General features: G+C 66.5%; 19 protein-coding genes. 14 read left to right on the top strand and 5 right to left on the bottom strand.

From position 1 onward, the window contains the following. Nucleotides 1–277 precede the first annotated feature (277 nt). The 7 genes from ACF66B_RS09560 to ACF66B_RS09530 all read left to right on the top strand — a co-directional run bounded on the left by ACF66B_RS09560 (nucleotide 278) and on the right by ACF66B_RS09530 (nucleotide 8,296). Nucleotides 278–2,512 carry a TonB-dependent siderophore receptor gene (locus ACF66B_RS09560; protein WP_111430953.1) on the top strand — a complete coding sequence of 745 codons (2,235 nt, stop codon included), beginning with the start codon at nucleotides 278–280 and terminating at the stop codon, nucleotides 2,510–2,512. A 93-nt stretch (nucleotides 2,513–2,605) separates the two neighbouring features. Further along, nucleotides 2,606–3,388 (top strand): RNA methyltransferase, encoded by a 783-nt coding sequence (locus ACF66B_RS09555; protein ID WP_392662424.1) that lies wholly within the window; start codon nucleotides 2,606–2,608, stop codon nucleotides 3,386–3,388. Nucleotides 3,389–3,505: 117 nt separating this feature from the next. Then, on the top strand, nucleotides 3,506–4,648 hold the full coding sequence (gene ctaA, locus ACF66B_RS09550; protein WP_111430952.1) for a heme A synthase: 1,143 nt from the start codon (nucleotides 3,506–3,508) through the stop codon (nucleotides 4,646–4,648). A 109-nt stretch (nucleotides 4,649–4,757) separates the two neighbouring features. Further along, on the top strand, nucleotides 4,758–5,540 hold the full coding sequence (locus ACF66B_RS09545) for an AraC family transcriptional regulator (protein ID WP_111430951.1): 783 nt from the start codon (nucleotides 4,758–4,760) through the stop codon (nucleotides 5,538–5,540). A gap of 77 nt (nucleotides 5,541–5,617) precedes the next feature. Beyond that, nucleotides 5,618–6,592 carry an EamA family transporter gene (locus ACF66B_RS09540; RefSeq protein ID WP_111430950.1) on the top strand — a complete coding sequence of 325 codons (975 nt, stop codon included), beginning with the start codon at nucleotides 5,618–5,620 and terminating at the stop codon, nucleotides 6,590–6,592. Between the two features lie 207 nt (nucleotides 6,593–6,799). Beyond that, complete coding sequence (locus tag ACF66B_RS09535) at nucleotides 6,800–7,786, top strand: hypothetical protein (RefSeq protein ID WP_111432150.1); 987 nt, start codon at nucleotides 6,800–6,802, stop codon at nucleotides 7,784–7,786. Between the two features lie 243 nt (nucleotides 7,787–8,029). Further along, on the top strand, nucleotides 8,030–8,296 hold the full coding sequence (locus ACF66B_RS09530; RefSeq protein WP_111431482.1) for a hypothetical protein: 267 nt from the start codon (nucleotides 8,030–8,032) through the stop codon (nucleotides 8,294–8,296). A gap of 154 nt (nucleotides 8,297–8,450) precedes the next feature. On the opposite strand, the gene ACF66B_RS09525 is transcribed toward ACF66B_RS09530, so the two are convergent. From ACF66B_RS09525 to ACF66B_RS09515, 3 genes are read right to left on the bottom strand one after another with little or no spacing between them, the layout of a single operon-like run. Further along, nucleotides 8,451–10,085, bottom strand: coding sequence for a TRAP transporter large permease subunit (locus tag ACF66B_RS09525; RefSeq protein ID WP_392662419.1), 1,635 nt, complete (start codon nucleotides 10,083–10,085; stop codon nucleotides 8,451–8,453). Nucleotides 10,086–10,100: 15 nt separating this feature from the next. Beyond that, on the bottom strand, nucleotides 10,101–10,655 hold the full coding sequence (locus ACF66B_RS09520) for a TRAP transporter small permease subunit (RefSeq protein ID WP_111431481.1): 555 nt from the start codon (nucleotides 10,653–10,655) through the stop codon (nucleotides 10,101–10,103). Between the two features lie 57 nt (nucleotides 10,656–10,712). Then, nucleotides 10,713–11,798 (bottom strand): TRAP transporter substrate-binding protein, encoded by a 1,086-nt coding sequence (locus tag ACF66B_RS09515; RefSeq protein WP_111431480.1) that lies wholly within the window; start codon nucleotides 11,796–11,798, stop codon nucleotides 10,713–10,715. 824 nt (nucleotides 11,799–12,622) lie between these two features. Between ACF66B_RS09515 and ACF66B_RS09510 the strand changes: the two genes are divergently transcribed. Together ACF66B_RS09510 and ACF66B_RS09505 are read left to right on the top strand one after the other, a co-directional pair. Then, entirely contained in the window at nucleotides 12,623–13,057 is a 435-nt protein-coding gene (locus ACF66B_RS09510; protein WP_111431479.1) for a universal stress protein, read from the top strand. A 17-nt stretch (nucleotides 13,058–13,074) separates the two neighbouring features. Further along, entirely contained in the window at nucleotides 13,075–14,646 is a 1,572-nt protein-coding gene (locus tag ACF66B_RS09505; protein WP_111431478.1) for an alanine/glycine:cation symporter family protein, read from the top strand. Nucleotides 14,647–14,724: 78 nt separating this feature from the next. On the opposite strand, the gene groL is transcribed toward ACF66B_RS09505, so the two are convergent. Further along, a complete protein-coding gene (gene groL / locus ACF66B_RS09500; protein ID WP_111431477.1) occupies nucleotides 14,725–16,371 on the bottom strand; it encodes a chaperonin GroEL in 1,647 nt (548 codons plus the stop codon). Nucleotides 16,372–16,420: 49 nt separating this feature from the next. Beyond that, nucleotides 16,421–16,732: a co-chaperone GroES gene (gene groES / locus ACF66B_RS09495; RefSeq protein ID WP_111431476.1), complete on the bottom strand. Its 312-nt coding sequence runs from the start codon at nucleotides 16,730–16,732 to the stop codon at nucleotides 16,421–16,423. Between the two features lie 219 nt (nucleotides 16,733–16,951). Here groES and ACF66B_RS09490 point away from each other — a divergent pair, with 219 nt between their 5' ends. The 5 genes from ACF66B_RS09490 to ACF66B_RS09470 all read left to right on the top strand — a co-directional run bounded on the left by ACF66B_RS09490 (nucleotide 16,952) and on the right by ACF66B_RS09470 (nucleotide 20,366). Then, nucleotides 16,952–17,830, top strand: a complete 879-nt coding sequence (locus ACF66B_RS09490) for a TIGR01459 family HAD-type hydrolase (RefSeq protein ID WP_111431475.1) — start codon at nucleotides 16,952–16,954, stop codon at nucleotides 17,828–17,830. 141 nt (nucleotides 17,831–17,971) lie between these two features. Further along, on the top strand, nucleotides 17,972–18,427 hold the full coding sequence (locus ACF66B_RS09485; RefSeq protein WP_111431474.1) for a MaoC family dehydratase: 456 nt from the start codon (nucleotides 17,972–17,974) through the stop codon (nucleotides 18,425–18,427). Nucleotides 18,428–18,459: 32 nt separating this feature from the next. Further along, nucleotides 18,460–19,416, top strand: coding sequence for a bifunctional riboflavin kinase/FAD synthetase (locus ACF66B_RS09480; protein ID WP_111431473.1), 957 nt, complete (start codon nucleotides 18,460–18,462; stop codon nucleotides 19,414–19,416). Continuing rightward, nucleotides 19,413–19,964, top strand: coding sequence for a GNAT family N-acetyltransferase (locus tag ACF66B_RS09475; RefSeq protein WP_111431472.1), 552 nt, complete (start codon nucleotides 19,413–19,415; stop codon nucleotides 19,962–19,964). Before ACF66B_RS09480 ends, ACF66B_RS09475 begins: the two co-directional genes overlap by 4 nt. 60 nt (nucleotides 19,965–20,024) lie before the next feature. Next, complete coding sequence (locus ACF66B_RS09470) at nucleotides 20,025–20,366, top strand: DUF2853 family protein (protein ID WP_111431471.1); 342 nt, start codon at nucleotides 20,025–20,027, stop codon at nucleotides 20,364–20,366.

Raw genomic sequence — 20,366 nt, 5'->3', positions numbered from 1 at the left:
GAGGCTTCTCTAGACGATTGCGGCAGCAAATGGAAGTCCGGTATACAAGGGTATACGTAAAAAAATGCCTCAATCGCCCCGTCCCGCCGGCAGGTTCCGACGGGCGGCTTCGTGCCTCGCTCCGGCCGGCACCGTAGCACGCTCCCGTGGCGGAGGGGTAGGCTTCGCTGCGGGTCCGCGCCGACACTGGACGCCCCCGGCCGCCGCTGATAGTTTCCGGCCCGCGCCAGCCTTTCGCCAGCCATCGAGATGTCTCTGAAGAGAAGCGAGGGTTGGAATGACGACAGGGGACGCACGGGATGTGCGCCGCAGGCGGCGTGTACGCGCCGCACTGATGGTGGGAACGGCGATGGGGCTCGCGGCCCCGCTCCAGGCTCAGGACATGGTGGAGGACGACGCGCCCGGCGCGGCGGCGCCCTCCGTGCCTGCGCCGACGCAAGAGGCGCCCGGCGGCGCGATGCTCGTGCTCGACACGATCGACGTGACGGCCGCGGCGGGCACCACCACCGAGGGCACCGGCTCCTGGACCACCGACTGGATGCGGTCGGCCACCGGGCTGATGCTGCCGCAGAAGGATACGCCGCAATCGACCTCCGCGGTCACCTTCGGGCTCATGCAGGACAAGAACCTGACCGACGTGACCGACGTGATGGAAAACGCCACCGGCATCACGGTGCAGAAATACGACAGCGAGCGGACCCTGTTCTTCTCGCGCGGCTTCCAGATCACCAACTACATGTTCGACGGCGTCCCCACATCGGTCGATTCCGCCTATCAGTATGGCGATGCCGTGGTGGACATGGCGATGTACGACCATGTGGAGCTCGTGCGCGGCGCCACCGGCCTCATGGTCGGCGCGGGCGAGCCGGGCGCCTCGGTCAACTTCATCCGCAAGCGCCCGACCCGCGACTTCCAGGCCAGCGCCGCCGCCACCGCCGGCACCGAGGACTATGTGCGCGGCGAGATCGACATCTCCGGCCCGCTCGCCTTCGACGGCCGGCTCCGGGGCCGCTTCGTCACGGCGGGGCAGACGACCGGCAGCACCCAGGATGTGTGGGAGGAACAGCGCTCGATCTTCTACGGCATCGTGGAGGCCGATCTCGGGCCCGACACCACCCTGAGCGTCGGTGCGAGCCACCAGGACACCGACCCCTCGGGCACGACCTGGGCCGGCCTGCCCGCCGTCGACAGCACCGGCGCGCTCATCGACTGGCCCGATGGCGCCACCACCGGCTCCGACTGGACGCAGTGGGCCACGCGCACGACCGAGGTCTTCGGCGCGCTCGAGCATGTCTTCGACAACGGCTGGGCCGGCCGGATCGGGCTCAACCACCTCCACAACGACAGCGACGCCAAGCTGATGTATTTCTACGGCAATCCCGATCCGGAGACCGGCCTCGGCTACGGCACCTCCACCACCCGCTATATCGGCGAGCGCACCCAGAATACCGCGAACGCGACGCTCAACGGCGATTTCACCGCCCTCGGCCGCAACCACCAGTTCGTCCTCGGCGCCTTCGCGAGCCACGCCGAGACCGAGCAGGACGCCTACAGCCCCACCGAAACCGCGCCGCTTCCGAGCCTCTGGGGCTGGGACGGGTCCTATCCCGAACCCGACTGGCCGTCGGAGCCCGGATCCACCGACGAGAGCGAGACCACCCAGTATGCCGTCTACGCCACCGGCGATTTCGCCGTCACCGAGGCGCTCCACCTGATCGCCGGCGCCCGCCTCAATTACTGGGAGGGGCGGCAGAACGCCTTCGAATACGATTATTCCGGCGAGGTGACGCCCTATCTCGGCGTCACCTACGATCTCGGCGACACCTACACGCTCTATGCGAGCTACACCAACATCTACTATCCGCAGGTCGTGCAGGATGCCGCGGGCGACTATCTCGACCCGACCCAGGGCAACAACTACGAGATCGGCGCCAAGGCCGGCTGGTTCGGCGGCGCGCTGAACGCCTCGGCCGCGCTCTTCCAGACCGATCAGTCGGATTACGCCAACTACCTCTACTGGGATGCCGACACCAACCGCGGCGTCTACGAGGCGATCGACGGCATCCGGACCCAGGGCTTCGAGATCGAGCTCGCGGGCGAGATCCTGCCCGGCTGGAATGTCTTCGGGGGCTACACCTACCGCTATTCGCGCGACGACGACGGCGCCGAGGTCAACACCAACCAGCCGCGCAGCAGCCTCAAGCTCAACACGAGCTACGACCTGCCCGGCCGGTTCTCCGATTTCACCATCGGCGGCGGCCTGCGCTGGCAGAGCAAGACCCGAAGCCTCACCACCGTGCCGGGCGAAAGCGCCTTCGACACCGACATCGTGCAGGACCCCTACACGCTCGTGGACGCGATGGCCGCCTGGCGGATGACCGAGGCGGCGACGCTGCAGCTCAACGTCACCAACCTCCTCGACGAGAAGTACTACCAGACGACCGGCTTCTACGACAGCGTGATCTATGGCCAGGGGCGCCGCGCCGAGATCACGCTCCGCGCCAGTTTCTGACGCCCCGGCGGCGCCCCCCGTCGGGCGCCGCTTTGCATCCCGCGCCCTTTCCGACTATCACCCCTCCCGCGACAGCGGGAGGCAGGAGCCAAGGTGACAGACGCGAATCAGGATACGGGCGAGGGCCCGCGGCCGGGACCGGCCTTCATCCTCGTCGGCCCCCAGATGGGGGAGAACATCGGCGCGGCGGCGCGCGCGATGTGGAACTTCGGCCTCGACCGGATGCGCATCGTCAACCCGCGCGACGGCTGGCCCAACCCGAAGGCCGTGGCGATGGCGAGCGGGGCGGGGCGGCTGCTCGACGAGGCGATGATCGCGCCCACCACCGCCGAGGCCTGCGCCGATCTCACCCAGATCTTCGCCACCACCGCGCGCGACCGGGCGATGACCAAGCGCGTGCTCACGCCCGAGCGCGCCATGGAGGAGGCCCGCGCGATGATCTCGGCGGGCGAGCGCGTCGGCATCCTCTTCGGCCCGGAGCGCTCGGGGCTCGAGAGCGCCGACGTGATCCGCTCCAATGCCGTCATCACCGTGCCGGTCAACCCGGCGTTCTCCTCGCTCAACCTCGCGCAATGCGTGCTGCTCATGGCCTATGAATGGGGCCGGGGCGAAGTGCCGGCCGAGGCCGAGGAATACCGCCTCGCGGGCACCCGCCTCGCCGAGACCCGCGAGATCGACCGCTTCGTCGAGCGCCTCGTCGCCCGGCTCGATGGCGCCGGTTTCTTCTGGCCCGACGAGAAGCGGCCGAGCATGGTCGCCAATCTCGACAACCTCTTCCGCCGCGCGCCGCTCACGGATGCCGATGTGCGCACGCTCCACGGCGTCATCCGCGCGCTGTCCGAACCGCCGCGGGCGCGCGGCACCGAGCAGGGCTGAGGCCCCCCGCGCCGCGCTCCAACGCCCTGAACTGGCCGGAATCCCGCCTCAGATTGCGTTTCAATCCGGGGCGGTTTTGGTCTAGCACGGTGCCTGAGATCCTTGCCGGAGGTGGGCATGAACCGCAAGACACGCAGCATTTTCGAGGAAGTGGGGGAGAAACCGGCCCCCGCCGCCGCCGCCGTGCCGGCAAAGCCGCGCCGCCCGTCGCCCGCGCGCCGCGCCATCGCGCTCTGGCTCACCCTCCTCTTCCTGCTGGTGGCCGCGATGATCGTCATCGGCGGCATGACCCGGCTGCGCGACGCGGGGCTCTCCATCACCGAATGGAAGCCCGTCCTCGGCGCGCTGCCGCCCTCGGGCGCGGCCGCCTGGGAAACCGAATTCGCCCGCTACCGCGAGATCCCGCAGTTCGAGCTGGTCAATCCCGGCATGACACTTGCCGAGTTCAAGGCGATCTACTGGTGGGAATGGGGCCACCGCCAGCTTGGCCGCGCCATCGGCCTCGTCTGGGCGCTGGGCTTCTTCTGGTTCCTCCTCCGGCGGCAGATCCCGCCCGGCTGGACCCCGCGCCTCCTCGGCCTCGGCGTGCTCGGCGGGCTCCAGGGCGCCATCGGCTGGTGGATGGTCTCCTCCGGGCTCGGCGGCGAGATGGTCGCTGTCGCCTCCTACCGGCTCGCGGTCCATCTCGGGCTCGCCTTCACCATTCTCGGCCTCATCAGCTGGTATGTGCTCCGCCTCCGCCGCGAGAGCGCCGAGCTGCTGCAGGCCCGGCGCCAGCGCAACGAGGCGCTGATGCGCTGGGGCGCGGTGCTGACGGGCGTCGCCTTCGTCCAGATCCTGCTCGGCGCGCTGGTGGCGGGCATCGACGCGGGCCGCGGCTATACCGACTGGCCGCTGATGAACGGCGCCATCCTGCCGCCCGAAGCCTTCGAGATCACGCCGCTCTGGCGGAATTTCCTCGAGAACGCCGCGCTGGTCCAGTTCAACCACCGCGTGGTCGGCTACCTGCTGGTGCTGCTCGCCGCCGTCGCCTGGGTCCGCAGCCGCAAGTCCTCGATGCTCCACATCCGCAGGGCCTTCGATGCGATGGGGCTCGCCCTCCTTGCCCAGCTCGCGCTCGGCATCTTCACCGTGATGCATGGCGCGCCGTGGCAGATCGCGATCGTCCATCAGGTGGGCGCGGTGGTGGTCTTCACCCTGATCCTGCGCGCGCGCTTCTCGGCCCAGTTCCCGATCGCCCAGAAGATCGCACGCGGCTGACCGGCCATCCCGGGCGCCCGGCCACAGAGCGCCGGGCGATCCCGCCCCCGAAGTCCCGCACACCCGAAGCCCCGCCCCCCGGAAGTCCCGCACCGAGCAAGGTCGCGCCATGAACCCGATGCCCCTGCCGCGCCTCGAACAGCGCTCCTACGCCGCCGGAGCCGCGCGTCACCGCCACGATTTCCACCAGCTCGTGCTGCCGCGCGCGGGGCTGATGCAGATCGAGATCGCCGGCCGCGCGGGCACCGTCAGCCGGCAGGGCGCGGCCTTCATTCCCTCCGGGCACGCGCACGCCTTCGAGGTGCGGGGCGATCACGGCTTCCTCGTGGTCGATCTCGCGCGGGACGGGCTGGCCGGGGGGAGGGGGGCCAGCGCCGCCATCGACCAGCTGGCCGACAGGATCTTCTTCCCGATGAGCCCCGCGCTCGATCATCTCGTCGCCTATGCCGCCGGATTTGCCGGCCAGCGGCTTCCCGACCCCTCCGCCTGGGTCGATCTCCTGCTGGCCACCGCGGCCCCTGCCGCCGAGCGCAGCGCCTCGGGGCCGGTCTCCCGGGCGCAGGCGCATATCGAGGCCAATCTCGACAGCCCGCCCAGCATCGCGGTGATCGCGCGGGCGGCGGGCGCCAGCCCGCGGCGGCTCCACCGGCTGTTCCGCGAGGAGCTCGGCACCACGCCGCACGCCTATCTCGCCCGGCGCAGGGGCGAGCGCGTCCTCGACCTCCTCGCCCGGACATCGCTCCCGATCGCCGAGATCGCCCACCTGACCGGCCATGCCGATCAGAGCGCGCTCACCCGCGCGCTCAAGCGGTCGCACGGCGTCACCCCGGCGGCCTATCGCCGGCGCCACGGCGGCCGGGGCGATGCGGAAACGGCAGGATCGGACCAGTAACCGGCAGGCCCGGCCCAAGACCCGGCGCGCGGGCCGGCCTATGCCCGGAGGGACACTCGAAACCTCCCGGCCCCTCCATGCGCACCCCTCCGACCCCCTCCGCCCCCGAGCCCCTCTCCGGCGCCGGCCGCGCCACCGCCATCGGGATCGTCGCCATCGCCTGCTGGTCGGCGCTCGCCCTGCTGACCCGCTTCGCGGAGCCGCTTCCGCCCTTCGAACTTCTCTCGCTCAGCTTTGCCGTCGCCTTCCTCTCCAACAGCGCGCTGACGCTGCGCCGCGGCCGCCGCGGGCTCGCAAGCTGGCGCCAGCCGCCCGCCGCCTGGGCCTTCGCCTTCGCCGGCATCTTCGCCTACCACGCCTTCTACTTCACGGCGCTCAGCCTCGCGCCCGCGGCGCAGGCCAGCCTGATCGCCTATCTCTGGCCGCTGCTGATCGTGCTCCTCTCGACGCTGACGGCGCGCGGCGCCTTCCGGCTGCGGCATCTGGTCGGGGCCGGCCTGGGCTTTCTCGGCATGGTGGTCGTGATCCGGGCCCCCGCCGGGGCGGGCGGCGTCACGGCGGGGGAATACCCCCACGCATGGCTCGGATATGCCGCCGCCGCGGCCTGCGCGCTGGTCTGGTCGGTCTACTCGGTCGCGAACGCGCGGTTCCGCGCCAGCCCCAGCGGCATGATCGGCGGGGTCTGCGGCCTCGTCGCCCTGGCGGGGGGCGGGCTTCACCTCGCGCTCGAGCCCACCGTGGTGCCGACCGCCGGCCAATGGGCGGCGATCGTGCTGCTCGGCATCGGCCCGGTGGGTGTGGCCTTCCTCGCCTGGGATCACGCGACCAAGCATGGCCACATGCCCCTGCTCGGGGCGCTCTCCTACCTCACGCCGCTGGTCTCCACCATCCTGCTGATCGCGGCGGGCCTCGCGCCCATGAGCTGGGAAATCGTCGCCGCCGCCGCCCTCGTCATGCTCGGAGCGGCCGTCGCGGCCGCGCGGCGCGGCAGAGGCGCACCGCCCACCGAGGGCCGGAGCGGCCAGATCGAGGTCCCCCGGCCTGTCGAATAGTCACATTCGAATTCTTGACAGGGATACCCCTTCCCGCGCCATGATCCTCGCGGGAAGGGGTATTGGTCATGAAGTCACTGGGGGGCCGCAGATCGTGTGGGCGTCCCTCCCAACTCAACAGTCTCTCTGACCCTGGAGTATCGTCTTCCGCCCTGGTCAAAATAGTCCCACATTCTGGCAGACGGACTGATGAGAGAGACGGTTGTCATGAAGTGGACGGAGAGAAGCGTTAGAGAGCTTGCTCGTATGATCTGCGGGGACGATGAGGCGCGTCAGTACTTTCCGTATCGGTCCAGCTCCCGCCTCACGGAATTCTTCGAGGATTGCGATCTTGAGTATGTTCATTATGGCAGCACGCGTTGGCGCTGGGTCTCGGATCGGCTGAAGGAAGTCTTGGCGCTTCCTCAGCAGTCGCCACAGCTTCCTCCCGATCCGTTCCTTCGCATTATTCAAACTTTGCTCGACACGCGGGAAGCGCAGACGGGTGACGAAGACCGCGCTAATGCGCTGGCCGCCGTCAATACGGTTCTCAAACAAGAAGGTTGGGAGGCGTTCTACGATGAGGACTCCGTCGCCCGGCTGCGACACATCAAGACGAAGACGAGCGCCCAACCCATAAATCCTCATCGTCCCCTGTCGTCAGAGGAGATCACTCGCAGAAAGCATCTGTCCGACTACCTGGATCGGTGTTCCGAGGATGAGTTAATCGAGGGAGTGCTCCTGCCCTTGTTCCGAAATCTCGGATTTCGCCGCATCACGGCGGCAGGGCACAAGGACAAGGCCTTGGAGTACGGCAAGGACATCTGGATGAAGTATACGCTTCCGACAGGTCACGTTCTATACTTCGGAATTCAGGTAAAAAAGGGAAAGCTGGATTCATCTGGGGTAAGCAAGTCGGGAAACGCTAACGTTGCGGAAATCCACAACCAAGTCAGCATGATGCTGGGTCACGAAATTTTCGATCAGGATTTGAACCGAAAGGTCTTGGTGGACCATGCGTTCATAGTCGCCGGTGGCGAGATTACGAAGCAGGCCATGAACTGGCTCGGCGCACAGCTCGACGCGCCGAAGCGCTCGCAAATTCTGTTCATGGATCGAGGCGATATTCTCGATCTCTTTGTCACGACGAACGTGTCCCTGCCTGCCGGCGCGCACCCTGAACAATCTGATGAGGATGAAGAGCTTCCTTTCTGAGAGTTGTGCCCTTGCTCGTCAGGCGGCCCGGAAGATGTCAGAGCGCTGCACGCCAGCGATTCGCACCTCCAGCCATTGGATGAAGCCATCGAGCGCGGCCGCGCGGCGCGGCAGAGGCGCACCGCCCGCCGCGGGCCGGAGCGGCCACGTCGAGATCCCCCGGCCCGTCGAATAGTCACATTCGAATTCTTGACAGGGATACCCCTTCCCGCGCCATGATCCTCGCGGGAAGGGGTATTGGTCATGAAGTCATTTGCACTTGTGCGAGCACTCGCCGTGCTCGTCGCACTCCTGTCCGCGCCGGTCGCGCAGGCGGGCGAGGGGGCGCCGCCGCTGGCGGGTCTCGAGCCCGCCGCCATCTGGGATGGCCTGCGGCAGCGATCCGCGCCGGAGCGGGTCTTCGAGGCGGCCTGCTGCAAGACCTGCCACAAGGGCAAGGCCTGCGGCGACAGCTGCATCAGCCGCAACTACACCTGCCACAAACCGCCCGGCTGCGCCTGCGACGGCTAGGCCGGAGCCGCGCGCCGGCACGGGCCTCTCCCGCCCGCGCGCCCGCCCCGGTTCGAAGGCGGCATTCATGATATGTTAACTAGGAAAATCCAATGAAATCAGCGCCGTTTTTCCGTTTTCACGGTGAAACGCCCCGATTTCACGGCCCGGAGCCCTACTCGAAGACCAGCGACGGGAGCCATGTGGCCAGCGCCGGAAACGCCGCGACCACCCCCAGCATCACCAGCTGGAGCAGCACGAAGGGCGCCACGCCGCGATAGATGTCGAGCGTGCGGACCTCGGGCGGCGCCACCCCCCTGAGATAGAAGAGCGCGAAGCCGAAGGGCGGCGTCAGGAACGAGGTCTGCAGGTTCACCGCGATCAGCACCGCGACCCAGACCGGATCGAAGAAGACCGAGCCGTCGGGGTTCGAATAGGAAAAGAGCGCGGGCGCCATGATCGGCACCACCACGAAGACGATCTCGAGGAAATCGAGGAAGAAGCCGAGGATGAAGATCACCAGCATCACCGCCGCCAGCGCCCCCCAGGCCCCGCCGGGCAGCGCGTCGAGGATCTCCTGAACCGTCTCCTCGCCCCCGAGCCCGCGGAAGGTGAGGTTGAAGAGCTGCGCCCCGATCAGGATCACGAAGACCATGCAGGTGACCCGCGTCGTCGATTGCATCACATCCGTGAGCACCGGCCTGCCGGTCTCCGCCGTCTTCCGCCGGAGGGCGGCGAGCAGGCTCGAGCCGATCCCGAGCGCGATCAGCGCGCAGCACGCGCCGGCCGCCCAGATCGCGATCCGGTCGGCGGGCTCGATGACCTCGCGGGTGACGCGGAGATCGAAGGAATTGCTGAGCAGCAGCGCCCCGGCGATGCCCGCGAAGGCCGCATACTGCGGCCAGGCTCCGCCCTCGCGAAACCGCGCCCCCGCCAGCAGGATCGCGCCCACCGCGCCCACCGCCGCCGCTTCGGTCGGGGTGGCGATGCCCGCGAGGATCGAGCCCAGAACCGCGACGATGAGGGCAATGGGCGGCACCAGCACCCGCACGATCTGCCCCGCCGAGGCCCGCCCGGTCTCCTCCAGCCGCATCGGCGGCGCGGAGGCGGGCGAAAGGATCGCAACCGCCGCCTGATAGAGGAAATAGAGCCCCACCAGCATCAGCCCCGGCACCATGGCGCCGGCAAAGATGTCGCCCACCGAAACCGGGTCGGGCGCCCAGTCGCCCGCGTTCCGCCGCGCCTCGATATATTCGTTGGAGATCGCATCGCCGAGGATGACGAGGACGATCGAGGGCGGAATGATCTGCCCGAGCGTGCCCGAGGCCGCGATGGAGCCGCAGGCGAGCGAGCGGGAATAGCCGTGCTTGAGCATCGAGGGGAGCGAGATCATCCCCATCGTCACCACCGTCGCCCCGACAATGCCCGTCGAGGCCGCGAGCAGCATGCCGACGAAGGTGACCGAAAAGCCGAGCCCGCCCGGAAGCTGCCCGAAGAGCCGCCCCATGGTCTCGAGCAGGTCCCCCGCGATCTGGCTCCGCTCGAGCATCACCCCCATGAAGATGAAGAGCGGCACCGCGACGAGCACCTCGTTGGTCTCGTCCATGATGCCGAAGATCCGGCTGTAGAACGGCTTGAGAAAGCCGAGATCCCCGGTCGCGAAATAGCCGATCTCGAACCAGGCCCCGAGCAGGGCAAAGACCAGCCCGATCCCCGCCAGGGTGAAGGCGACCGGGTAGCCGCGCAGCAGCGCCGCGATCGCGACGACGAACATCAGAAGGTCGAGATGGGTGAGCAGAACCTCGGTCACGGGCGGGGTATCTTTCTAGTCGAGGCTCTTTTCGCCATGGAAGGGATCGTGCACCTTGTGCCCCGCCAGCCGCAGCGCCGACTTGAGCGCCGTCGAGAGGCCCTGAAGCGCAAGCAGCACGGCCGCGGCCAGCACGGTCGATTTGAGCAGATAGCGGTAGGGAATGCCCGAAGCTTCGGGCGAGCCTTCGTGCATGGTCCAGGACATCGCCACATTCGGCGCCGCCGACCACCACATCACCCAGCAGACCGGCAGCAGGAAGAAGAGCGAGCCGAGAAGGTCCGTCCAGTCCCGGACCCTGTCCGAGGCCTCGGCATAGAAGATGTCGACCCGCACATGCCCGTCATGCAGCAGCGTGTAGCCCGCGCCCAGCATGATGAGGCTGCCGTGGAGATAGATGATCGATTCCTGCCACCAGAGCGAGGAGACCCCGAGGAAGCCGGGGGCCGCGAAGACATAGCGCAGAAGAACGACGAGAAACTGGATCAGCACCATCAGAAGCGTGAACCAGGCAATCACCCGGCCGATGGTTTCGCTGATCCCGTCGAGGATCCTGTAGACCTGCTGCATCACCCGCTCCCCCCCGCGGACCCGCGCCGCCGGACCCTGCCGGCGGCGCGCGGTGCCTCAAAGTTCGAGGTTTGCGTCCCGCGTGTCGAGATAGGCCTGCTCCGAGAGCCGCGACCAGCCCGCGATGAGCTTGCGGAAATCCTTGTAGCTGGCATAGACCCGCTCGCTCATCGGATCCCCGGACCCGACCTCGGCAACGACGTTCTCGGACGCGGCGGCAAGCTCCTTCAGCACGTCATCGGGATATCGGTGAAGCTGAACCCCGTGCTCGGTCAGGAGCGTGTTGAGCGCGACCGAGTTCTGGTAGTTGAATTCCGAAAGCATGATGTCGAGCTCGGCCGCGCAGCAGCTGCGGATGACGGCCTGATCGGTCTCCGAAAGCGCGTCCCACCAGCCCTTGTTCATGCCGAGCGCGATGCCCGAGCCGCCTTCCTGAAAGCCCGGATACATGTAGTTCTTCAGGATCTTGTAGAAACCGAAGGCGAGGTCGTTGTAGGGGCCAACCCATTCCACCGCGTCGATCGCCCCCGACTGCAGCGCCGGAAAGATCTCGCCGCCCGGAAGCGCCACCGCGCTTGCGCCGATCTGCCGCATCACCTCGCCGCCGAGGCCGGGAATGCGGATCTTGAGCCCCTTCATGTCGTCGATCGAGGTGATCGGATTGCGGAACCAGCCGCCCATCTGCGCGCCGGTGTTGCCGGTCATCTCGCATTTGACGTTGAACTGCCCGGCGAGCTCGTCCCAGAGTTCCTGCCCGCCGCCGAAGCGGATCCAGGAGTTGAGCTCCTGGCAGGTGAACCCCATCGGGACGCCGGAGAAGAAGTTGAACGCCTTGTGCTTGCCCTGCCAGTAGTAGTCGGGCGCGTGATACATCTCGGCCGCGCCGGAGGAGACGGCATCGAAGCTCTCGAAGGCCGGCACCAGCTCGCCCGCAGCGAAGAGCTTCACCTCGATCCGCCCCTCGGAAACCTGGGTAATCCGGTCGGCGAGGCGCTGGGCGCCGGTGCCGAGGCCGGGGAAGTTCTTCGGCCAAGTGGTCACCATCTTCACGACCTGCCGGTCCTGGGCAATGGCGGGCGCCGCGAGGGCGGCGGTTCCGGCCGCGCCCGTGGCAGCGGCCCTGATGAATGTGCGGCGATCCAATCCGTCCTCCCGTGATTGCTCTGGTTCGGTGCCGTCTCCGGATGCGGCCCGTTCGGCCCATGCCACCCGGCGCTCCGGCAAGGCATCGGCCATGGCCCCTTGGGGCGCCGCATATACTCTCGAACGCGGTGGGGTTTTCAAGGCGTTTCGGAAGGGTAACGTGCGCAAGGGAGACAAATCCGGGGCGGAGAGGCGTTGCATCAAATTTTGCACCTTTTCTCCGGGGTTTTCTGCACCCGGCCCGAACAGGTCCCGCTGGAGGGCGCCATGCTCCATCTGGATCCGGCATGCCGTGACGATCACTACATGTGGTGGGACCGGGCCGGTTTGGCGCCGGGAGGCAATTGTCGCGGGGGATGAGCCGACGTTCCGGCCCCGGTGCGGAGGTTCGCGGTAACGACGCCTTAAACATTCGGCCGCAGGTTGCACAGGCGTCGCGTCGACCGGAGGAGTTACGGGATGACAGTCGGGTTTCTGGAGTGTGTTTCGGCAGGCCTCGTCCTGCTGCTTATGGCTGCTGCGTTCGGGGGTCGGGCAGCTTCACCGCGCCCGGTTCCGATACGCATATCTCGTCGACTCCCGGTCGGCGCGGCGCACTCGAGGGCCGAAAGGCTCCGGGATCACTGAAATCCGGGCTTTTGCCCGGATTTGCCGCATGGCGATCACGTTCGCAAAAGTATCTGACAAATCTGGATAAATTCTGTGCGCTTCTGCGCATTTGCGCTCTTTGTGAGCAAAAAATGCAGGCGCGCGGTCGGTTTGTCTTGTCGTAACGCCCTCTCGGCCTTCACAATTCCGTTGTGAACCAGCTGGGGGTTACATTTATGACTTGCATACTTGTCGGGCTGGATGGCTCGGCGGCCGGCGAACGGGCCTTGGCACATGCCAAGGCGCTTTCGCGACTGATCGGGGATTGCGAGCTGGCGCTCGCTTTCGTGATCGACTGGTCGCCGTATTCCTTCCACACACCGGAGGAGCTCGCCGAGCGCCACAAGCGGCGCGAGCGCGAGATCGATCAGGCGCGGGACTATATCCTTGCGCCCGCAGCCAAGGCGCTCGAAGCCGAGGGCTTCAAGGTCTCTACCGAGGTGCGCCACGGTGATCCCGCCGAACTTCTCGAAGCGATGGCCAAGGCAAAGGGCGCCGAGCAGATCGTGATCGGCCGGGTCGGCGAGCGCGGGCTGCGCGAGCGGATCTTTGGTGGCGTGACGGGCAAGCTCGTCGCTGCTGCGACCGTGCCCGTGACCATCATTCCATGAACGAGGAGGCGAAACGCATGCGACTTATTCCAATCGTATCGGGCGCCCTGGCGCTCATGGCCGCGGCCGGTGCCGCGATGGCGCAGGAAGCGGGGAGCTTCGATGCGAAGGTGAACGACATATTCGCGAGCTCGACGGGCTGGTTCGTGAACCTCATCTTCGCGCCGCTTCCCGGCACCGGGGGCTTCCCCTGGATCGTGGTCTGGCTGGTGAGCGGCGCCGCGATTTTCACCATCTACTTCCGCTTCATCCAGTTCCGCGCTTTCGGCCACGCGATTTCGCTGGTCAAGGGGGACTATTCCGATCCCAACGACGCGGGTGAGGTCTCGCATTTCCAGGCGCTGGCAACCGCGCTCTCGGGAACGGTCGGCCTTGGCAATATCGCCGGTGTCGCCGTTGCGGTGGGGATAGGTGGCCCCGGTGCCACCTTCTGGATGATCATCGCCGGCCTCATGGGGATGGCCTCGAAATTCACCGAATGCACGCTCGGGGTGAAATACCGCAACGAATACCCCGATGGGACCGTCTCCGGCGGGCCGATGTACTACATGACCAAGGGCTTCAAGGAGCGCGGCGTCGGGGGCGGGCGCTTCATGGCGATCCTGTTCTCGATCTTCTGCATCGGCGGCTCGTTCGGCGGCGGCAACATGTTCCAGGCCAACCAGGCGCATGCGCAGCTGGTGAACGTCATGGGTGGCCCGGGCAGCTTCCTTGACGGCAAGGGCTGGATCACCGGGATCATTCTTGCCGCGATCGTCTTCGCGGTCATCATCGGCGGCATCAAGTCGATCGCCAACGTGACGGAGAAGGTCGTGCCCCTCATGGGCGTCATGTATGTCGGGGCCGCCCTGATCGTGCTGATCATGAACGCCGACAAGATCGGCTGGGCCTTCGGTCAGATCTTCGAGGGGGCCTTTACCGGGCTTGGCGTTGCCGGCGGGATGGCGGGTGCGCTCATCCAGGGCTTCAGGCGCGCGGCCTTCTCCAACGAGGCCGGCGTCGGTTCGGCGGCGATTGCGCATTCCGCGGTGCGCACGAAGGAGCCGGTGACGGAGGGCACCGTTTCGCTGCTCGAACCCTTCATCGACACGGTGGTGATCTGCACGATGACGGCGCTGGTGATCTCGATCTCGGGTGCCCTGGTGATCGATCCCGAAACCGGTCTCTATGTCGTCGAGAACGGCGTGATCCAGACGGTGAACGGCGTTTCCGGCGTCGAGCTGACATCGGTCGCCTTCGCACAGGGGCTTTCGTGGTTCCCCTATGTGCTCGCGCTTGCGGTGCTGCTCTTCGCCTTCTCGACGATGATCTCCTGGTCCTACTACGGCCTCAAGGCCTGGACCTATCTCTTCGGCGAGGGGAAGACCAAGGAGCTCGTCTACAAGCTGCTCTTCTGCTTCTTCGTGGTGGTTGGCGCGGCCGCACAGCTCGGCGCGGTGATCGACTTCTCGGATGCGATGATCTTCGCGATGGCGGTGGTCAACATCATCGCGCTCTACGTGCTTCTGCCGATCGCGGGGCGGGAGGTGCGCTCCTATTACGACCGGCTGAAATCCGGGCAGATCCGGAAGTTCGTCGCGGCCGAATAGGGCGCGTCCGGACCACGGACCTGAAACGAGAAAGGGCGCCCGGAGGCGCCCTTTCCGCATTCCGCAACAGCGGGCAGATTACATCATGCCGCCCATGCCGCCCATGCCACCCATGTCGGGCATGCCGCCGCCCTGGCCCTTCGGCTCGGGCTTGTCGGCGATCATGGCTTCGGTGGTGATGAGCAGGCCGGCGACCGAAGCCGCATCCTGAAGCGCGGTGCGCACGACCTTCGCGGGGTCGATCACGCCGAACTTGAACATGTCGCCATATTCTTCGGTCTGGGCGTTGAAGCCGAAGGCCGGATCATCGGATTCGATGATCTTGCCGGCGACAACCGCGCCGTCGACACCGGCGTTCTCGGCGATCTGGCGCAGCGGCGACTGCAGCGCGCGGCGGACGATCGAGATGCCGGCGGTCTGGTCGGGGTTCGCACCCTCGATGCCCGTGAGCTTCTTCGACGCCTGGACGAGCGCGACACCGCCGCCCACGACAACGCCTTCCTGAACGGCAGCGCGGGTCGCGTTGAGCGCGTCGTCGACGCGGTCCTTGCGTTCCTTCACTTCCACTTCCGAGGCACCGCCGACGCGGATCACGGCAACGCCGCCCGCGAGCTTCGCAAGACGCTCCTGGAGCTTCTCGCGGTCATAATCGGAGGTGGTGTCGTCGATCTGCTGGCGGATCTGGCTGACGCGCGCTTCGATCTCGGCCTTCTCACCGGAACCGTCGACGATCGTCGTCTCGTCCTTGGTGATGGTGATCTTGCGCGACTTGCCGAGCATGTCGAGGCTGACATTCTCGAGCTTCATGCCGAGGTCTTCCGAGATGACCTGGCCGCCGGTCAGGATCGCGATGTCCTGCAGCATGGCCTTGCGGCGGTCGCCGAAGCCCGGTGCCTTCACGGCTGCGATCTTGAGGCCGCCGCGCAGCTTGTTCACGACGAGGGTCGCGAGCGCTTCGCCGTCGACGTCTTCCGCGATGATGAGGAGCGGCTTGCCGGACTGGATGACAGTCTCGAGCAGCGGCACCATCGGCTGGAGCGAGGAGAGCTTCTTCTCGTGGAGCAGGATGAGGCAGTCTTCGAGTTCTGCAATCATCTTGTCGGCGTTGGTGATGAAGTACGGCGACAGGTAGCCGCGGTCGAACTGCATCCCTTCGACGACTTCGGTTTCGGTTTCGAAACCCTTGTTCTCTTCGACGGTGATGACACCCTCGTTGCCGACCTTCTGCATCGCGTCGGCGATCTGCGCACCGATCTCGGTCTCGCCGTTGGCGGAGATGGTGCCGACCTGGGCGACTTCATCGGAGCCGGAAACCGTGCGGGCCTTCGACTTGATCTCGGCGACGACGATTGCCACGGCCTGCTCGATGCCGCGCTTCAGGTCCATCGGGTTCATGCCGGCGGCGACCGACTTCATGCCTTCGCGCACGATGGCCTGAGCCAGGACGGTCGCGGTGGTGGTGCCGTCACCCGCTTCGTCGTTGGTGCGGGAGGCCACTTCGCGGACCATCTGCGCACCCATGTTCTCGAACTTGTCTTCGAGTTCGATTTCCTTCGCGACGGTGACGCCGTCCTTGGTGATGCGCGGGGCGCCGAAGGACTTGTCGATCACGACGTTACGGCCTTTGGGGCCGAGGGTCACCTTCACCGCGTTGGCAAGCAGGTCGACGCCGTGCAGCATGCGATTGCGGGCGTCGGTATCGAACTTGAGCTGTTTTGCACCCATGTCGGGATACTCCTCGTGAATTCAGTTTTGCGACGAACGGCGGTCGGGCTCAGGCGGCCTTGACTGCTGCCTTGTCGGTCATGATGCCGAGGATGTCGCTCTCCTTCATGATGAGCATGTCCTCGCCGTCGATCTTGACCTCGGTGCCGGACCACTTGCCGAAGAGGATGCGGTCGCCCGCCTTGACGGCCATCGGGATCAGCTCGCCCGAATCCTTGCGCGCGCCTTCGCCAACGGCGATGACTTCGCCCTCGGAGGGCTTTTCCTTGGCGCTGTCGGGGATGATGAGGCCGCCCTTGGTCTTCTCTTCGCTCTCGATGCGGCGAACCAGAACACGGTCATGCAGCGGGGTGAATTGCATTGGGATCGCTCCTTGTTGCGTTCCAACCTTTACGGGTGGGCTGGTTGATCTTGTTAGCACTCGCCACCCGGGAGTGCTAGCGCATCGCTTACCTAGGCAGCGCCCCGAGTCGTGTCAAGCGGCGCTCCACAGAAAAACCTGGCGGGCGGGGCGCTTTGATTTCACGCGCGGAATCGGCTACTCCCCGGGCAGCGGCCATTGGGCTGGAAAGGGGAATTCATGACCAAGATCATCCGGACCCTCGACGAGATCGATCCCGGCTACAATGCAGTTTTCTGTGATCTCTGGGGCTGCCTCCACGACGGCACCCGCGCCTTTCCCGCAGCGGTCGCGGCGCTCGAGCGGTTTCGCGCGCGGGGCGGAACCGTCCTGCTGCTGACGAATTCGCCGCGGCCCGAACGGGATGTTGCAGTGCAACTCGAAGCGCTCGGCGCGCCAGCAAGCTGCTACGATCTTATCGTGACCTCGGGTGATGCGGCGCAGGAAGCGATGGCCTCGGGCGCCTTCGGCCGCAAGGTCTATCACATCGGGCCGGAGCGGGATCTCGGCTTCTTCGTCGGGCCGAACGGGCAGCAGATCGACGTGGAGCGCGTGCCGCTGGAGGAGGCGGAGGGCATCGTCTGCACTGGCCTTTTCGACGACCGCAGCGAGACGCCGGAGGATTACCGGGCGACGATCCTCTATGGCAAGACCAAGGGGCTGAAGCTCCTCTGCGCCAACCCCGACGTGGTCGTGGACGTGGGCGAGCACCGGATCTACTGCGCTGGCGCAATTGCAAAAGCTTACACGGAGGCGGGCGGCAAGAGCTTCTATTTCGGCAAGCCGCATCCGCCGATCTACGCGCTCGCCCGCGAGAAACTCGCCCGGCATCTCGGTGCGCCGGCCGACACCCAGGACATCCTCTGCCTTGGCGACGGCATTGCCACCGACATCCAGGGCGCCATGGGCGAGGCCCTCGACTGCGTCTTCATCAGCGGCGGTCTCGCGGCGGAAGAGACCGCGACATCCCGGAGCAGCGGGCCGGATCCGGAGTTGCTGGAGCGCTTCCTGCGGGCCGCGCGCTTCTCCCCGAAGTTCGCCATGGCCTATCTGGGCTGAACCGGAGGGGCGTTAACCGAGAGCAACATAATTACTACCTTGGTCCTGTATCGTGCTGAAAGTTGCGCGCGCCTGTTGCGCGATGCGGCGTTTTCGCGTATATGTATCGCACTGCAACACTGTAGGCGGAGCGAGAGAGTGATGTTGGACGCACGGGACCACAATCTGCCGGTTGGCACGATTTGCATCGAGGATCTCGAAATCGGCATGACCCGGTCCGTGTCGAAGACGATCGGAGACAGGGAGATCGAGATGTTCGCCGAACTCTCGACCGACCACAATCCGGTGCATCTCGACGATTCCTATGCGCAGGACACGATCTTCGGCGGCCGCATCGCGCACGGCATGCTCACCGCGGGGCTGATCTCGGCGGTCATCGGCGAGCAGCTCCCGGGCCACGGCACCGTCTATCTCAAGCAGGACCTCAAGTTCCTCGCCCCCGTGCGCCCCGGCGACCGCGTCGAGGCGATCGTCTCGGTCAAGGATATCGACCACTCCAAGCGCCGGGTGACCCTTGAATGCCTGTGCCGGGTCGGCGATACCGTTGTCGTGAAAGGCGATGCGCTGGTCCTGGCGCCGAGCCGCAAGTTCGACTGACGAGAGGGCCTCTTCCTGCGGCCCGGAGGGCCATGAAGAGACATTTCGGCTATTTGGGCATCCCGGCGGAGGACCGCGGCGCAGCGGCGGCCATCGGCAATTTCGACGGGGTGCATCTCGGCCACCAGTCGGTGCTGGCGCTCGCCCATGCAGCGGCGGCGGCACATGATGCGCCTTTCGGCGTCGTCACCTTCGAACCCCATCCCCGCAGCTTCTTCCAGGCTGATGCGCCGCCCTTCCGGCTGATGACGGCCGATGCCCGTGCGCACCGGCTCGCCAAGCTCGGGGTCGAGCAGCTCTACGAACTGCATTTCGATGCGGACCTGGCGCGGCTCGAGCCCGAGGATTTCGTGCGGGAAGTTCTCGTCGGCGGGCTCGGTCTCTGCCATGTCGTCGCTGGCGAGGATTTCCGTTTCGGCCGCAACCGGCGCGGCGATATCGGTCTCATCCGCGAGATCGGCCCCGCGCTCGGCCTCGGCGTGACGGCGGCCCCTCTCGTCTGCGACGACGCGGGAGACTATTCCTCCACCGCGATCCGCAAGGCGCTCGCCGAGGGCCATCCCGAGGAGGCGGCGCGGGTGCTCGGCCACTGGCACCGGATCGAGGGCGTTGTCCAGCACGGGGACAAGCGCGGCCGCACGCTCGGCTTTCCCACCATCAACCTCTGGCTCGACGCGCTGCACCAGCCGAAATTCGGCGTCTATGCAGTGATCGTCGATGTGCTCAGCGGTCCCTGGCAGGGCAGGTGGCCGGGCTGTGCCTCGATCGGCGCGCGGCCGACCTTTGGCGAGAACCGGCCCAATCTCGAAGTTCATCTGATCGACTTTTCCGGTGATCTCTACGGTGCCGAGGTCTCTGTCGCCCTGGTGAGCTGGCAGCGGCCGGAGCTGCGGTTCGAGAGCGCCGAGGCGCTGGTCCGGCAGATGGAGCTTGATGTCCGTGAGGCGCGGGTATTGCTCGAGCCGGTGCTCGAGGGGCGCGCCAGATGATCAAGACCGAGCGGCTTCTGCTCCGGTGCGGGCAAGACGCCGATCGGGATGCCTTCGCGGCGATGAGCGCCGACCCGGAAGTGATGGCGCATTTTCCCGCTCCGCTCAGCCGGGCGGAAAGCGACCAGGTCTTTGACCGGTTGCTCGCGCGATGGCGCGCCGAGGGAATCTGTTTCGCTGTGGTCGAGCGGCGCGCCGACGGTGCCTTTCTCGGAATCGCAGGCCTCGCACACGTTCGCTATGATGCGCCCGTCCGGGGGATGGTCGAGATCGGCTGGCGGTTCGCGCGCGCCCACTGGGGCAAGGGCTACGCGAGCGAGGCCGCACGCGGCTGGCTCGGCTACGGGTTCGGCACGCTGGGCTTCAGCCGGATTGTTGCCTTCACAGTGCCCGCAAACCTTCCATCGCAGGCCGTGATGCGGCGGATCGGCATGCGACGCACCCCGGAGCTCGATTTCGAGCACCCGCTTCTGGAGGCCGGTCATCCGCTGCGCCCGCATGTGGTCTTTTCCCTGGACCGCCCGTCGCCCGAGAGAGCGCCTGCTTGACGCAATTCTTCGCTGCGCGCAGGCTGTTGTGACAAGAAACGGCGCTACGGGAGGAAAATCATGGGAAAACGCGATGATCTGATCGCGCAGTATGCCGAGGATCTGCGTGTCAAATGCGGGGTCTCCCCGGACAGGGAGCTGCTCACCAAGGTCGCGATCGGGCTTGGGCCGGCCATCTACAATGAGGATTCATCGACGGTGGCCGGAACGGACCCCGCCGAGATTGCCACAATCCGCAAGAATTTCCTGGTGAAGAAGCTCGGTCTGGCCGATGGGCCGGAGCTCGACGCGGCGATCGAGACGGTGCTCGATCAGTATGGCCGTTCGAACCGCAACAAGTATCGCGCCGTGGTCTACTACCTGCTTGCGCGTCATTTCGGCAAGGAAGCGGTCTACGCCTGA

The sequence above is a fragment of the Amaricoccus sp. B4 genome, assembly GCF_043226085.1.
Taxonomy (GTDB): domain Bacteria; phylum Pseudomonadota; class Alphaproteobacteria; order Rhodobacterales; family Rhodobacteraceae; genus Amaricoccus.
Note: the sequence above shows the minus strand (reverse complement) of the source record. Positions and strands in the feature narration are given on the sequence as shown.